The organism is Capsulimonas corticalis (assembly GCF_003574315.2).
GTDB lineage: Bacteria > Armatimonadota > Armatimonadia > Armatimonadales > Capsulimonadaceae > Capsulimonas > Capsulimonas corticalis.
Genome location: NZ_AP025739.1, coordinates 4,119,734 through 4,133,360, shown reverse-complemented (window position 1 = coordinate 4,133,360; position 13,627 = coordinate 4,119,734). Strand labels below are relative to the sequence as shown.

Here is a 13,627-nt window from a genome sequence, read left to right as displayed (position 1 = left end):
GAAAACAATGTTAAAGGCTCCATCATGAGTACGACCAAATTCGAAATGACCCGGCGTCAGTTTATCCAGTTCGCCATGATTAGCTCGGGGATGCTTCTGTCTGCGGAGCTTGGAAGCCGAGCGGCGGTCCCACCGCCGCTGAAGACGCGATCTTATGCGGTGTTTCAGGATCTTCCCGCCGGAGCGATCGAGCCGAGTGGATGGCTGCGGACCAACATGGAGAAGCAGGCGGAGCACCTTGGGTCCAAGCTGCCGCAAATCTCGTGGCCGTTTACGGGAACGTATTGGAAGGGCGAGGAGCAGGGCGAATCGTGGTGGCCGTGGGAGCAAATGTCCTACTGGATCGACGGCGCGACACGCCTCGCCATCGTGCTGAACGATAAAGCGCTGATGCGGCAGGTGCGAGAGGCAATTGACTACGCGCTGACCCACGCCAGCGCGGACGGGTATCTTGGGCCGAAGTTCTTTGAGGAGCCCACAGGCGACTTCCATCGCTGGCCGCATGCGCTCTTCTTCCGAAGTCTGGCGGCGGCCTCGGACGCCACGGGCGAGACGGAGATCGCGGAGGCGATGCGCAAGCACTATCTCTCCGACAAGGCCGCTTACGGAAAACCCACCCGCAACGTCGTCAATATCGAGACGATGCTCTGGTGCTACGAGCGGACCGGCGATCCGCGGCTGCTGGCGCTTGCCGAAAATTCCTGGCGGGAATATCTAACGGTCGCCCACGACGCGGAACACGGAGACCTCTCGGAGCTGCGGGTATTCTCAGCGGCGCCGATCGACGCCCATGGCGTCACCTATATGGAGACGGCCAAGCAGCCGGCAATCCTGTACGCCCACACCGGCAAGGCCGAGTATCTGAAATTCGCTCTGGCGGCGCAGCGCCGGGTCTTCGACCACCACATGCTGATCGACGGCATTCCTTCGACCTCGGAATGGTACCGCACGAAGACATCGCTCGACTCCCATGAAACCTGCGACATCTCCGATCACACCTGGTCGTGGGGATACCTCCTGACCGCGACCGGGAGCGGCGTGTGGGGCGACCGCATCGAGCGCGCCTGCTTCAACGCCGGGCCGGGCGCGATCAAAAACGACTGGAAAGCCTTACAATATTTTTCCTGTCCCAACCAGTTCCTCGCCACGCTCAACTCCGACCATAACGTCATGGCGCACGGCGGCCGGATGATGGCGTACCAGCCCAACCCCGGCCAGCACACCGCCTGCTGCGGCGGAAATGTTCATCGACTATTGCCCAACTACGTCATGCGGATGTGGATGAAACAGCCCGATGGCGGGCTGGCGGCGACGCTGTACGGCCCATCGAAGCTCACTACGACAGTCGGCTCCAAAAACGAGCCCATCGAAATTACCCAGACGACGGAATATCCCTTTGAAGAACAGATCCACTTCACGATTGGCCTGAAGCGCGCGGTTTCCTTCGCGCTGTCCCTGCGTATTCCCGAGTGGTGTGATGATCCGCACCTCACACGAAACGGCAAGCCGATCGGCAAGCTGTCCATCAGGGATGGCTTCGTCACACTCCGCCGGACGTTCCAGCCTGGAGACAGGATCACGCTGACTCTGCCCATGAAGACAGCCATCTCGCGTTGGCCCCAGAACGGCGTCGGCCTGGAGCACGGCCCGCTCGTTTATTCCCTGCCGATCGAGGCGAATTGGACTCCGGTCGTCGAGGAACGGTATACGACCTCCAAATATCCTAGCTGGAACGCCACGCCCACAAGCGCCTGGAATTACGGGATCGTTCTGGACGCGGCGAAGCTCAAAGATTCCGTTCAGTTCGAGCGGCGCGCCGTCTCCTCGGATCCCTGGAGCAATCCGCCCACCCGGCTGATCGTCTCCGCGAAAAAGATCGAGGACTGGGTGCTCCAGGTCAATCCCGACGATCCCGACCAGAAGTTCACCCCGCCGCTGCCTGAATTCGGCGCGAGCAAAGTGGCCGATTTACGGGAGACCTTAACGCTCATTCCCTATGGATCCACGCATTTGCGCGTCACGATCTTTCCAGATCTTGCTGCTGTCAAGTCGTCGAGTTGAGATGGGTTTCTGCGTGGGGAGTGGTTCGGGGCGCATAAAAAAGCCGCGCCAGCCGGGTCTTTAGTCCGGATGGGACGGCTTCTTGTTTGCGCGAGGTTGTAAATTCATACAGCCCGTGGCGCAACCGGAGAGTGTCCGGTGGAGTGAATTCAGTATAACACCGATCCCACTCCACGTCAACCACTTTTCTGGTCGAAAATCTTCGATTATGGCTGAGAACCGTCGCTGACGGATTGCAAGCGATCCGACATGCGGGGAGTATTCTGCGCCGCCGTGGAGTCATGCGAGGCGCTTTGCTGATTTCGAGCGCTCGGAATTCCGCTGGAGGCCGGAGCCTCACTGCTCGCTCCCGCCACGGGATGCAGCGAAACCACTTCCTTATCGACGCCGTGATCCGTCACGACCGATTGCCCAGTCACCGATGCGCCGGCGGTCGTCTGCACAAAGGCGTTCTCCGGGTCCACCGTTCCAATTTGTTGATCCGTCATGGGAATGTCCTTTCCAGCTTCTCTGAAAAGGACATTCCCATTTTTCGCCCTGTTTTAATCCCGGCGTTAAGGAACACGGACATCGACGTCGTGCAGTTTTTCCAAATAAAGCTGAATGCTTCCGCGGCTAAAGCCGCGCTTGCGCAATCCAGAGATGCCTTCCGTTTCGATAATGACGTAGGCCCCGATCAAACGGAGCGCCGATGCGCGTCCGGAGCCGCTTCGCCCATACTTCCCAATGATTTTGTCCACCGCCGACAGGATATCGTCGTTTTGCAGCGCGCTGTTATTCTGTTCCAGAGACTTTGTCCTCCTCATCCCGCTGTTCGCGTGCTTGCTTTTTCTTCGTTCGTATGCCGAGTTTCGTAGTTAGTGCGAATTTACCCAGTTCTCGTGCGCCATATGCATGGCCGGCACGATTTGATGGCCCGTGGTCGGAAGATAGATCATTTCCTTTTCCGCTGTTATCTCATTGTAAACCGCATAGATCGTCGGCGGCCGGCACGAAGGATCACGGCCGCCGGCGCTCATCTGCGTCGGACAGGCGATATTCCCCGCGTGCGAGAGCGGATCGAAATAGCGATAAGTTCGAAAGACCTCTTCTCGCCGTTCCGGGTGAGCCTCCGCATACTGCTCAATGATTAGACGCTTGTCCGGCACGGAAAGTTGCGGAAACTTTTGGTACCGCTCCCGATCGATCAGAGAAAGCGCCCGGTCGAGATCGCTGAGCCACGGCATATCGGCGAGACAGAGCCACGTCGCGTCGCGCCGGAGGGCCGCCACGATCAGCGCCAATCCCCCGCCCTGACTCATACCGCCGGCGATCACGCGGTCCGGATCGACCTCCGGCTGGAGCGCCAGCACCTCGAACGCCCGCAGACAGTGCGCGACAATCGCGCGGAACACATATGTCTGTGGAGTATCGATCCCCTCGGCGATATAATCGCGCCCCAGCGTGCTCGGATGCACGTAGGCGGTGTCCGGCAGATTGCCGTGTACATTCAGCCCCAGTGTAACGATGCCCGCGTAGAGGCTTTCCGGCCCCGGCGGCGGGTTGCCGTGCGAATAACCCGGCAGCCAGAGAAACCCAGGCGCCGATAGGCGCTCCGCATCTTCCGGAACGGCGATCCAGCCATAAACGGCGACGCCGCCCAGCGACGCAAACTCCAGCGTCTCTACCGTGTACCCTTCGGCGGTCAGGTTCGAAGGCGTGCGTTTCCAGGCGATCGGCGTTCGGTCGAGTTCCGCCATCGTCGCGCGCCAGAACTCATCAAAGTCCTCCGGCCGCTGAACAACGGATCGTGTCTGCTCCAACTCGGTCATCAACGCTCACCCAAAGAAATCGTCTTGCTCTTGGCGCCAACCTCCGCGAGCTGGTCGGGGGTCACCCAGCCCTGGCTTTCGCCATCGCGCATCATCAGCACCGTGTCCGCTCCGGTCAGCATTTCGGGGTCGTGCGTGACGACGATCACCGTTCCACGCTCGCGATAGGCCGAGAGCAAATCGATTACCAGACGGCCGTTAGTGTGGTCCAGGGACGCCGTCGGCTCGTCGGCGAAGATGATCTCCGGATCGTTCATCATCGCGCGGGCGACGCAGACGCGCTGCTTCTCGCCTCCCGAGAGCTGAGACGGCAGTTTGTTTTGCAGTCGCGCAATGCCGAGCTGATCGAAATAGGTCTGCGCCTTGCGCCGCGCTTCTTCATGAAGCTCCGGCGCGCCCATCAGCACGTTCTCCATCGCCGTCTGCCACACCAGGAGGTAGGGCTGTTGGAAGACGAAGCCGAAGCGCGTGCGGCGCAGGTCCACCAGTTCCCGATCCGGGCGTCCGCCGTATGCATAGTCCTTCAATCGGACCTCGCCGCCCGTCGGACGCTTCAATCCGCTCAAAATATACAGCAGCGAGGACTTGCCCGAGCCCGAAGGCCCCATAATCCCAATGAACTTTCGGTCAGGTATCTCTATGCTAACGTCGCGAAGCGCATAAGTGTTTCGCTCGCCGTCGGTATAGACCAGAGAAATTTTGTCGGTCGTCAGCAAATCGGTCAACGGATCATCGCCTTTCAATAATCGTCACCGGGTCCAGGCGGGACAGGCGATAGGTAATCGTCGCCACCGCGAACAGCGTGATGCACACCGGAATCGGCAGCGTGTAAGCATACGCGAATAGATCGCCCGGGTTGATCAGCATCCCGCGCGGTTCAAAGACGCTGCCGCGCAGCACGCTCAGAATACTGAAGTTGACGATGACGCCGAGGATCCAGCCGATGCTGGTCAAAATCGCCGTTTCCGAGATGGCGTGCCAGATCAGAATACTGCGCCGCAGCCCGATCGCCGAGAGAACGGCGAACTCGCTGATCCGCTGCGTGAAGTAGATATTGGACAGCATGCCGGCCATCAGCGCGACGACAAAGATCACCATGCCGTTCACAAGCCCCATGATCATATACATGGAGGCGAGAGATGTTCGCAGATCCTTCACCAGCGAGTTGAACGAAAAGACCTGGGTCTGCACTTTGTCCAGAGATCGAAACAGCTTATCTCCGAACGCGACCTGATCGCTTTGATTTCCGCTGCGCGTCGTCACCAGCAGCGAGTGCGGCACGAGCGGCAGCGCGTTGTCCGTGAATTCCTTCGACGTAAACGCGCACCAGGTCGGCCCCGAAAGGATCCCGACGACGTGGACCGGCTCCGGAACGCTGACAAGCGCCCCTGTATCCGTGGGACTGGCGATCACATCGCCGAGTTTGACCTTACGGTTCCGGGCGATCCCCTCGGAGATAATCGCCTCGGGCTCGCCGGCGATGGGCAGGCGGCCGCTGGTCAGCCGGTCGTGCCCCCGCGCGATCAGGTAATTCCGGTCGTCGTCGGAAACGCCGAAGCAGGCGAACGGCACGCGGCCGAAAACCGTATTGATATTGAAGAAGAACGAGCTGTTATCGATGACCCGATCGGTCTCTGGATAAGCGCGGACTTGCTTCTGGATCGGAGCGCTCACATGGAGATGCCCCGAGCGCGGTATAATCGGGGTGAACACGCGTGTGTAATTGTAGATCGTCAAGACAGTCAAGTCGATTGAGTTGACAATCGTCACAACAGATGCGATCAAAAACACCGACAGGATGATCACGAAGCCGAGAGGCAAAGTTCGATTCAGGTTCCGCCGGAAATAGGTTATCGGCGAGAGTGGGCGTGCGATGGTGAATGGTCCTTCCCAGAACAGTCGACAGAGCCATTATACCCATCTATAGATCGTGAATTCACGGAATTCTCAGAGCCTTCTCCGAGAACAAACGGCGCCCCGGATTCGCTCTGACATTTTTCGTACTGACTTTTGACATTTCTTGTAGTAATTTTTATATATCGCGCATGTAGAATAGCTCGGCAAGGCAGAATGTTCGTTCGTGAGTGTCAGAAAGGTAAGTCATTGAATATCGGAGTCGTTCGCGAGATAAAGAATAACGAAAACCGTGTCGCCGTCGTTCCGTCGGGCGTGGAGAGCCTGGTCCGCGCGGGCCATACCGTCACCGTGGAGGCGGGCGCGGGGCTTGGCACCAGCATTCAGGACTCCGAGTACGCCGCCGCCGGCGGGACGCTGGTTCCCACGGCGGAGGAAGTGTGGGCCGTCGCGGATATCGTCGTCAAGGTGAAAGAGCCTCAGGCGCAGGAATGGCCGCTCTTCAAGCCCGGTCAGACGCTGTTCACGTACTATCACTTCGCCGCATCACGCGAGCTTTCCGAAGCGATGGTGGAGCGCGGCGGCGTCTGCATCGCCTACGAGACGGTGGAGGATAAACGCCATACCCTGCCCCTGCTGACTCCGATGTCCGAGATCGCGGGCAAGATGGCGGTGCAGGAAGCGGCGAAGTATCTGGAGAAGCCTCAGGGCGGCCGGGGAATTCTGCTGGGCGGCGTGCCGGGCGTGCCGGCGGCCCATGTGGTAATTCTGGGCGGCGGCGTGGTGGGGATCAACTCCGCGAAGATCGCGGCGGGCATGGGCGCGAACGTGACGATCATGGATATCGATCTGGAGCGCCTGCGCTACCTGGACGACGTTCTGCCGGCGAATGTGACGACCTTTTTCTCCAACCCACTGCACATTCGCGAAATCCTGCCGACGGCCGATGTGGTGATTGGCGCCGTGCTGATCAAAGGCGAAAAGGCCCCGGTCCTGGTGTCCGTCGCCGACTTGCAGCGCATGAAACCCGGCTCGGTCATCGTGGACGTCGCGGTCGATCAAGGCGGCTGTATTGAATCGATGCACCCCACCACCCACGCCGTCCCGGTCTTCACCGTGGACGACGTCATTCACTACGGCGTCGCCAACATCCCCGGCGCCGTCCCCGCCTCTTCGACCTACGCGCTGACTAACGCAACCTTCCCCTACCTGCTCGCCCTTGCGAACAAAGGCGTGAAGCAAGCGCTACGCGACGACGCCGGCCTCGCGCTCGGCCTGAGTGTCGCCGACGGCAAGATGTTCCTCCCAACCGTCGCGCAGGCATTCGACCTGCCGCAGGGCTCGGCGGCGGCGTGGATCGCGGGATAAGAGGCCCTCACCCAGCGCTTCGCGCGCTCCCTTGCAAACCCACCCCCGCGCTTCGCGCCACCCCTCCCGCGACGGGAAGGGTTTGTAGGATTGCCTCTGACGAAAGCCGCCTGCGATGACACGCTCTGAAATTACCCTTCCCGTCGGCGGGAGGGGTGGCGCGAAGCGCCGGGGCGGGTTTGCAAGGGAGGGGGCGGCCGAAGGCCGGGGATAGGTCACCCGGGAGGGGTGGCGCTAAGCGCCTGGGGGATACGGGAGCGCGCGAAGCGCCGGTCAAGTCCACCACACGCCTCTCATCCCTTATCCCGCCAGCACCTCAATCCGATCTGCCCGGAACTCGTCTCCGTCGTAGCTGCCCTCCACCCGAATCGTATCGCTCTTGCTCAGATCGTGCACCGAAATCCGCTTGCCGTCGCGCTCAATCGGAATCCCGCTCGGCACGATGACCTTCACGTCACGGTCTCCGGCGATATGGACCTTGAGGTCGCGCGTCTCCAAACGGTTGCTGGTCTGCGAGACTCGGCCGACTAAGAGATGATCGGTATTCGCATTTCCGGGCAGCGCGCCGTCGATCTGCCGCCCCAGGCTCAGGGCGTTCGCATAGACGACGCCGTCGGGCCGCAGGAGGCCGCGTACGGTGAGGCGATCGCCGACGCTGACGCCGATGTGGTCGGCGTCGCCGCCGGGAACGCCGCGCAGGTCCGTGCGGTCATCCACGGCGATGGTGCGCTCGTGGTCGTTGACATGGAGGACCAGGCGGCCTCGGTCGTCATCAACTTTGACGACTGTGCCGCGCATCTCAATCGGCTGCTGCCGGTAGGCGTGCGTTTCGGACGAGGGATCGGGGTGATTGCTGGGAGACGGGCGATTGGGGTCGCGATCCGGCTGCTCGGAAGGAGGCGCGGGATCGACGCTGCGGCCAGGCTGTCCGGGCTGAACCTTCAGCGTGTCGGCGGCCAGGATATTGTCCGACAGCAAGCGCCCATCCAGACTGACGCGCATGTCGGGGACAAGATCGCCGGTCTCGGCGTTCTTGCCGCCGCGCGGCAGCTGGATCTTGGCGTCGGTCGTATCCACCGTATAGGCGCGTCCCTTGTCGCTCACCACGACGATGGTGTCGCGCTCCGAGTCCACCTTGTCGATACGCCCGTCAATGTGAAAGTTTTCCTGTCCCTGGTAGGGATAGGACGAGTTATCCTGCGCCGCGCGGGCCGTCGTGGGAAGCGCGACGATCGTACCGATGCAGCTCAGCGCCAGCGCGGCGCCGGTCCACGATTTCCACATGGTGATTCTCCCTGTCCGTGAGTAAGTCTGTTGATCCATACCCACAAGACGAAAAGAATCTATCCGTTGTTCCGCGCGGCGTCCGCTTCCGCATTGATCGCGCGCGCGGCCGCCGATGGATCCGGAGCCCCGTAGACGGGCCGCCCCACCACCAGATAATCCGCGCCGAGCGCGACGGCCTCGCCGGGCGTCATCACGCGCTTCTGGTCGCCGACATCCGCGCCCGCCGGACGAACGCCGGGGATAACCAGCACAAAGTCCGGCCCGCACGCCTCACGGATCGCCGCGATCTCATGCGGCGACGCCACGATCCCATCACACCCGCTGTCCTGCGCCAAACGCGCCAGACTCACGACATGGTCCTTCAGCGGCCGCTCCACGCCCAATTCGCCCGACAGCACTTCCGGCGCGATGCTGGTGAGGATCGTCACCGCCAGCACCAGAGGCTTGCGCGCATGACCGCCCGCCTCCGCGCCTTCCGCCGCGCCCTGTACGGCCGCGCGCATCATCGCCGAGCCGCCGGACGCATGGACATTGAACATCCAAACGCCCCGCTTCGCCGCCGCGCGCGACGCGCCGGCGACGGTGTTGGGGATATCGTGAAATTTGCAGTCGTAGAAGATCTTCGCGTCTTTTCCGGCGGCGTCATAGATACGCTCAAAGACATCGAACCCGGCGGCGTTGATCAGTTCGAGGCCAACTTTGAAGCCGGCGACATCGTCCTTGAGACGAACGGCGAGGTCGACAGCCTTGTCGGCGGTGTCGGTATCAAGGGGAAGGAGAATACGGCTTGTGTTTGACATGCCGCTATGTTCGACTTAGGGAGCGTTCGTTCCTGCTGGGCTGGGGATTTGGGGGAGTTCCATCCCCAGGCCGAAATTTACTTCGGCCTGGGATGGAGCTCTGCATTAATCGTTTCGTCGAGAGCCGCCGCCGCTGACGGTCAGAAGGATCTGAAGGATGTACCAGAACAAGTTGATAAAGTCCAGATACAACTCCACGGTTGCGATCACGTAATCTTCCGGGCCAAAGCGGTGCTTGATATTGGAGACATCATAGAGCACAAAGCCGCAGAATATCGCAGTGCCCGCAAGCGAGTAGAGCAGTGTGCCGCCTGCGCCCATGTTCACAAACATGCCGATCACGCCCACGACGAGCAGACCGATGAGCGCCCAGAAGAGCATCTTACCCAAGCCGCCAAAATCCTTGTTCGAGATCCAGACATAACTGCCCAAACCGACCACAAGCAGCGCGGAAAGCGCAGCGGATTCGGCGATAATCATTGGCCCCATGGTGAAGCTTTTTGAGATCATGCCCAGCACGGGACCCATGATCAAGCCTTCCATGATGCTTAGCGCATACAGCAGCAGCAGACTGATCACTGGTTGGCGGCGCGTGAAATACACAGCGGCAACACAGATAAACGTTCCTATCACCAGTGGAAAGAACAACACTGGCGGCAATCCCGCGCTCGCCGCCCACCAGGCCGCGCCGGCCGTCACCAGAAGGCTGGAGGCGAGCAGATAACAAACGCGCTGGATCAGCGAAGTCTCTCCTGCTACTGACCTCGCTTCACTATAATTAGGGTAGTTGTTCATTGCAATCACTCCATCGAGACAAGCACAGTCACACAAATAATACCCACTTATAGAACGAATATTGCCAGCCACAAGTTCCCGCACAGGAAAGGCAATCCCATCTGCCGAAATACCATCACGAACCCGTGACACCTAACAGCCATAACGTCCGATACCACTTTCTCATCTGCGGCAACACTCGCCCGTCCGATAGCCTGCTGCCAAGCTGTGGACCCCAGGGCGGTTCGGCGATCGCCGACGCGTTTCGCCAGGGCGTCGCGCGCCGAGGATGGCCGGCCGGCGTCAAAGTCACGGCGACGGGATGCCTGACGCCCTGCCTGCTCGGTCCCAACCTGGTCGTCTATCCCGAAGGGACCTGGTACAGCGGCGTGACGGTGAGTGATGTTGAAGAGATCATTGCCGCGCATCTCGACCACGGAGCCGTCGTCGAGCGCCTGCGGATGCCGGCGGAAGCCCGGCTCTGGTAGAGGAACGGATGGATGAATGATTTTCAGAAAGGGACTTTGTCCTGATGAGCGACCATAGCGCGACAATCGACCCCGCGAGCCGGCCTCGCAAGCATTTATTGGATATGAACGGGTACCAGTGGGCCGTTCTCTTCGCCGCCTGGCTCGGCTGGGGCTTCGATGTCTTTGACGGCCTGCTGTTCAACTTTGTCGCGCCCAACTGCGTGCCGACACTGCTCCACTTGCGCGCGGGCAGCGACGCCGCCAAGCACGCGACGGCGTACTGGACAGGGGTCGCCACCTCCATCCTTCTCATTGGCTGGGCGATGGGCGGAATCGTCTTCGGCAAGATCGCCGACCGGATCGGACGCTCGCGCACGCTGATGCTCACGATCCTGCTCTACGCCGGCGGCACCGCCGCCTGCGCCATCGCGCCGTCCCTGCCGCTGCTGCTGCTGTTCCGGTTCATTGCGAGCCTGGGAATTGGCGGCGAGTGGGCGGCGGGCGCTTCGCTGGTCGCGGAAGTGGTCCCGGAAAAGCGGCGCGTCGAGGCCGGCGCGCTGCTGTACACGTCGGCGCCGTTCGGACTGTTCTTCGCCGTTTTCGTGAACAGCGTCATCTCCACGGTCTATTTCGCGGATCGCCCGGAAAGTTCGTGGCGCTATGTGCTGGCGTGCGGCCTGATCCCGGCGGCCTTCGCCTTTTTCGTACGGTCATTGGTCAAGGAGCCCGAAGTTTGGGAGCGGAGCGATATCCGCCAGCGCGGACGGATCCGCGAACTGTTTACGCCCCAGTATCGAAGCGCGACGCTCAGCGGATTTATCCCCGCCCTCACGATCCTGATCACGTGGTGGACGTGCAATGCGTTCCTGCAAGTCATCGCGGCCGACATGGCGCTGGCGACCGCCGCCGCGCAGGGCTTGACCGCGCACGCCACGACGGCGCTCAAAACGTCCTGGATCACGCTCGGTTCCAACGCTTTTAATTGCGGCGGCCTGCTCGGAACGCTGCTGACGATCCCCGCCGCCAAATACCTGGGCCGCCGCACGATGTTCGGCGTTTACTTTCTCGGCTCGGCGGCGGCGCTCTTCACGGCGTTCGGACATCGCTGGGATCCGATCACGCAGCTCTGGCTGTTCTTCCCGATCGGCGTCACCGTCTTCGGCGTCTTCGGAGCCTGCACCTACTACCTTCCCGAGCTCTTCCCCACCCGTCTGCGCGCCACCGGCGCGGGCTTCTGCTACAATGCCGGACGGTTCATCACGGCGATCGGGCCATTCATCGTCGGCAGCTACGCCAAGGCGGGACCAAGCGCCCTCGGCAGCGTCCTGCATATTCTGTGCTTTGTCGCCGCCGTCCCGATCATCGGCTTGATGTTCCTGCCATGGGTCATCGAAACCAAAAACCGAGTGCTGGAGGATTAGACAATATGCTCGTGGTCGCGAGTGAGAATGGAAGCGTCGGGATCGGGGCCGCCATCGCGGCGATGCGCGCCGGCGGATCGGCGCTGGACGCCGTGGAGGCGGCGACGCGTGAGGTGGAGCGGAATGAAAGCGATCATTCCGTCGGCGTTGGCGGATACCCCAACATCTTAGGCGAGGTGGAGCTGGACGCCTCGATCATGGAAGGCGCCGCACGGCGCGCCGGCGCCGTGGCCGCGATCAAAGGCTACCCGCACCCCATTTCGGTCGCCCGCGCCATTCTGGACTATCTTCCCCATCATGTGCTCCTGGCGGGCGAGGGCGCGGCTCAGTTCGCCGCCGAGCATGGTTTCACGCCCATGACGCTGCTCACCCCCGAAGCCGAAGCCGCCTGGCGACGCGTCACACGACGTCCCGGCTTCGCCGAAGCATCGCTCACGGTCCAGGCGCGCATGGCCCAGGATCCGGAGAAGACCGTCGGCACCGTGAACTTCCTGGCGCTCGATGATCGCGGCCAAATCGCCAGCGCCGTCAGCACGTCTGGATGGGCGTTCAAGTACCCCGGACGCGTCGGCGACAGCCCCATCATCGGCGCCGGCAACTACTGCGACAACCGCTACGGCGCCTGCGCCTGCACGGGCCTCGGAGAGCTTGCGATCCGCGCCAGCCTTGCCCGCATGACCGTCGCCGCCCTGGCGCGCGGTCTAAGCATCCCCGACGCCGCCCGCGAAGCCATGGCCGACCTGGCGCTCCTTCCCATGCCGGCGGAAATCGCCCCGGCGATGAGCATGGTCACTCTGGACCGGCATGGTAACCATGGAGGGTTTACGCTGTCGGAGGGATTGAAGTACGTCTGGCAGGATGGGACGATGCCGGAGGCGAGAGTTGAGGAGCGGACGGTGGTTGTGTTGGGATAGCGAAGAGGGAGCCCCTCACCCCAATAAGAAAAGCCCCGTCGCATAGCGACGGGGCTCAATCTTTTTGTGGGCGCTTAGTGCTGGACGCGCTCCGGGTAAACGCTGATGCGGCGGGTGGCCTTGCTGTGCCCCTCGAACTCGACGAAGCCGTCGATCAAGGAGTACAGGGTGTGGTCCCGGCCCATGCCGACGTTGACGCCGGGATCGAACTGGGTGCCGCGCTGGCGGAGCAAGATGTTGCCCGCACGAACTTCTTCGCCGGCGAATTCCTTCACACCGAGCATCTTGGGGTTGCTGTCGCGGCCGTTTCGTGTCGACCCGACGCCCTTTTTATGGGCCATGGTAAACTCTCCTGATTTAAATAATGGCGAACGAACCAACGCAAACGGCGATTAGCCGGCGCTGATGGACTCGATCTGCACACGCGTGATCTGCTGGCGATGTCCCCAATGCTTGCGGACGTTCTTCTTCGCCTTATAGGTGAAGGCGTCGATCTTCTTCGCTTTGGCTTGGGCCAGGATCTTCGCGGTGACAGTCGCTCCCGAAACGACAGGGACGCCCCACTGGGGGTTATCATTCCCGCCGATGAAAAGCACCTCGCCCAGGGTGACAGTGTCGCCAGCGGCGCCTTCGAACTTATCGACCGCGATAATGTTCTTTTCTTCTACTCGATATTGCTTTCCGCCGGCGCGGACGATAGCGTACATGCTTCGTTTCCTTTCGCAATCAACAAGACAACGGCTAGTAGTATGACAGAAACGACCAGCCGTTGTCAAGGGTTAATGGTCATATATTTACTGTGAATGGCGTGAAACACGCACAAAAATGCGCCAAAACCCAAAATATAGCGTTGAGTTTTAGCGCAAA

The 13,627-nt window shown here is 61.2% G+C and carries 15 protein-coding genes; 5 read left to right on the top strand and 10 right to left on the bottom strand.

The window, feature by feature from the left end; genetic code table 11:
- Nucleotides 1-24: 24 nt before the first annotated feature.
- Entirely contained in the window at nucleotides 25-2,061 is a 2,037-nt protein-coding gene (locus tag D5261_RS17715) for a beta-L-arabinofuranosidase domain-containing protein (RefSeq protein WP_119322276.1), read from the top strand.
- A 206-nt stretch (nucleotides 2,062-2,267) separates the two neighbouring features.
- Here the strand turns inward: D5261_RS17715 and D5261_RS17710 are convergent, their stop codons facing one another.
- The 5 genes from D5261_RS17710 to D5261_RS17690 all read right to left on the bottom strand — a co-directional run bounded on the left by D5261_RS17710 (nucleotide 2,268) and on the right by D5261_RS17690 (nucleotide 5,693).
- On the bottom strand, nucleotides 2,268-2,549 hold the full coding sequence (locus tag D5261_RS17710) for a hypothetical protein (protein WP_119322277.1): 282 nt from the start codon (nucleotides 2,547-2,549) through the stop codon (nucleotides 2,268-2,270).
- A gap of 66 nt (nucleotides 2,550-2,615) precedes the next feature.
- Nucleotides 2,616-2,867, bottom strand: coding sequence for a hypothetical protein (locus D5261_RS17705; protein ID WP_119322278.1), 252 nt, complete (start codon nucleotides 2,865-2,867; stop codon nucleotides 2,616-2,618).
- 51 nt (nucleotides 2,868-2,918) lie between these two features.
- On the bottom strand, nucleotides 2,919-3,872 hold the full coding sequence (locus tag D5261_RS17700) for an acetylxylan esterase (protein WP_119322279.1): 954 nt from the start codon (nucleotides 3,870-3,872) through the stop codon (nucleotides 2,919-2,921).
- Nucleotides 3,872-4,597 (bottom strand): ABC transporter ATP-binding protein, encoded by a 726-nt coding sequence (locus tag D5261_RS17695; protein WP_165864310.1) that lies wholly within the window; start codon nucleotides 4,595-4,597, stop codon nucleotides 3,872-3,874. The genes D5261_RS17700 and D5261_RS17695 overlap by 1 nt, the downstream gene beginning before the upstream one ends.
- Before the next feature lie 4 nt (nucleotides 4,598-4,601).
- Nucleotides 4,602-5,693 (bottom strand): ABC transporter permease, encoded by a 1,092-nt coding sequence (locus tag D5261_RS17690; protein ID WP_119322281.1) that lies wholly within the window; start codon nucleotides 5,691-5,693, stop codon nucleotides 4,602-4,604.
- 282 nt (nucleotides 5,694-5,975) lie between these two features.
- On the opposite strand from D5261_RS17690, the gene ald reads away from it, so the two are divergent.
- A complete protein-coding gene (ald, locus tag D5261_RS17685) occupies nucleotides 5,976-7,094 on the top strand; it encodes an alanine dehydrogenase (protein WP_119322282.1) in 1,119 nt (372 codons plus the stop codon).
- Nucleotides 7,095-7,394: 300 nt separating this feature from the next.
- Here the strand turns inward: ald and D5261_RS17680 are convergent, their stop codons facing one another.
- The 3 genes from D5261_RS17680 to D5261_RS17670 form a co-directional block, all read right to left on the bottom strand.
- The gene (locus D5261_RS17680; protein ID WP_119322283.1) at nucleotides 7,395-8,378 is read right to left on the bottom strand and encodes a DUF5666 domain-containing protein; all 984 of its coding nucleotides are present in this window, start codon (nucleotides 8,376-8,378) and stop codon (nucleotides 7,395-7,397) included.
- A gap of 59 nt (nucleotides 8,379-8,437) precedes the next feature.
- Entirely contained in the window at nucleotides 8,438-9,181 is a 744-nt protein-coding gene (pyrF, locus tag D5261_RS17675) for an orotidine-5'-phosphate decarboxylase (RefSeq protein WP_119322284.1), read from the bottom strand.
- A gap of 105 nt (nucleotides 9,182-9,286) precedes the next feature.
- Nucleotides 9,287-9,976, bottom strand: a complete 690-nt coding sequence (locus D5261_RS17670; protein ID WP_119322285.1) for a Bax inhibitor-1/YccA family protein — start codon at nucleotides 9,974-9,976, stop codon at nucleotides 9,287-9,289.
- A 125-nt stretch (nucleotides 9,977-10,101) separates the two neighbouring features.
- Between D5261_RS17670 and D5261_RS17665 the strand changes: the two genes are divergently transcribed.
- Genes D5261_RS17665 through D5261_RS17655 form a run of 3 tightly spaced genes read left to right on the top strand, consistent with a single transcriptional unit; the run spans nucleotide 10,102 to nucleotide 12,760 of the window.
- A complete protein-coding gene (locus D5261_RS17665; protein WP_218025636.1) occupies nucleotides 10,102-10,443 on the top strand; it encodes a (2Fe-2S) ferredoxin domain-containing protein in 342 nt (113 codons plus the stop codon).
- Between the two features lie 44 nt (nucleotides 10,444-10,487).
- Nucleotides 10,488-11,846, top strand: a complete 1,359-nt coding sequence (locus tag D5261_RS17660) for an MFS transporter (RefSeq protein WP_119322286.1) — start codon at nucleotides 10,488-10,490, stop codon at nucleotides 11,844-11,846.
- Nucleotides 11,847-11,851: 5 nt separating this feature from the next.
- Entirely contained in the window at nucleotides 11,852-12,760 is a 909-nt protein-coding gene (locus D5261_RS17655; RefSeq protein WP_119322287.1) for an isoaspartyl peptidase/L-asparaginase, read from the top strand.
- Between the two features lie 74 nt (nucleotides 12,761-12,834).
- Here the strand turns inward: D5261_RS17655 and rpmA are convergent, their stop codons facing one another.
- Both rpmA and rplU read right to left on the bottom strand, forming a co-directional pair.
- The gene (gene rpmA, locus D5261_RS17650; RefSeq protein ID WP_119322288.1) at nucleotides 12,835-13,101 is read right to left on the bottom strand and encodes a 50S ribosomal protein L27; all 267 of its coding nucleotides are present in this window, start codon (nucleotides 13,099-13,101) and stop codon (nucleotides 12,835-12,837) included.
- Nucleotides 13,102-13,152: 51 nt separating this feature from the next.
- Nucleotides 13,153-13,467 (bottom strand): 50S ribosomal protein L21, encoded by a 315-nt coding sequence (gene rplU, locus D5261_RS17645; protein ID WP_119322289.1) that lies wholly within the window; start codon nucleotides 13,465-13,467, stop codon nucleotides 13,153-13,155.
- Nucleotides 13,468-13,627 lie beyond the last annotated feature (160 nt).

Coding starts and splice junctions, on each gene's coding strand:
- D5261_RS17715 (WP_119322276.1), top strand. CDS start 25: ATGAGTACGACCAAATTCGAAATGACCCGGCGTCAGTTTATCCAGTTC.
- D5261_RS17710 (WP_119322277.1), bottom strand. CDS start 2,549: ATGACGGATCAACAAATTGGAACGGTGGACCCGGAGAACGCCTTTGTG.
- D5261_RS17705 (WP_119322278.1), bottom strand. CDS start 2,867: ATGAGGAGGACAAAGTCTCTGGAACAGAATAACAGCGCGCTGCAAAAC.
- D5261_RS17700 (WP_119322279.1), bottom strand. CDS start 3,872: ATGACCGAGTTGGAGCAGACACGATCCGTTGTTCAGCGGCCGGAGGAC.
- D5261_RS17680 (WP_119322283.1), bottom strand. CDS start 8,378: ATGTGGAAATCGTGGACCGGCGCCGCGCTGGCGCTGAGCTGCATCGGT.
- pyrF (WP_119322284.1), bottom strand. CDS start 9,181: ATGTCAAACACAAGCCGTATTCTCCTTCCCCTTGATACCGACACCGCC.
- D5261_RS17670 (WP_119322285.1), bottom strand. CDS start 9,976: ATGAACAACTACCCTAATTATAGTGAAGCGAGGTCAGTAGCAGGAGAG.
- D5261_RS17660 (WP_119322286.1), top strand. CDS start 10,488: ATGAGCGACCATAGCGCGACAATCGACCCCGCGAGCCGGCCTCGCAAG.
- D5261_RS17655 (WP_119322287.1), top strand. CDS start 11,852: ATGCTCGTGGTCGCGAGTGAGAATGGAAGCGTCGGGATCGGGGCCGCC.
- rpmA (WP_119322288.1), bottom strand. CDS start 13,101: ATGGCCCATAAAAAGGGCGTCGGGTCGACACGAAACGGCCGCGACAGC.
- rplU (WP_119322289.1), bottom strand. CDS start 13,467: ATGTACGCTATCGTCCGCGCCGGCGGAAAGCAATATCGAGTAGAAGAA.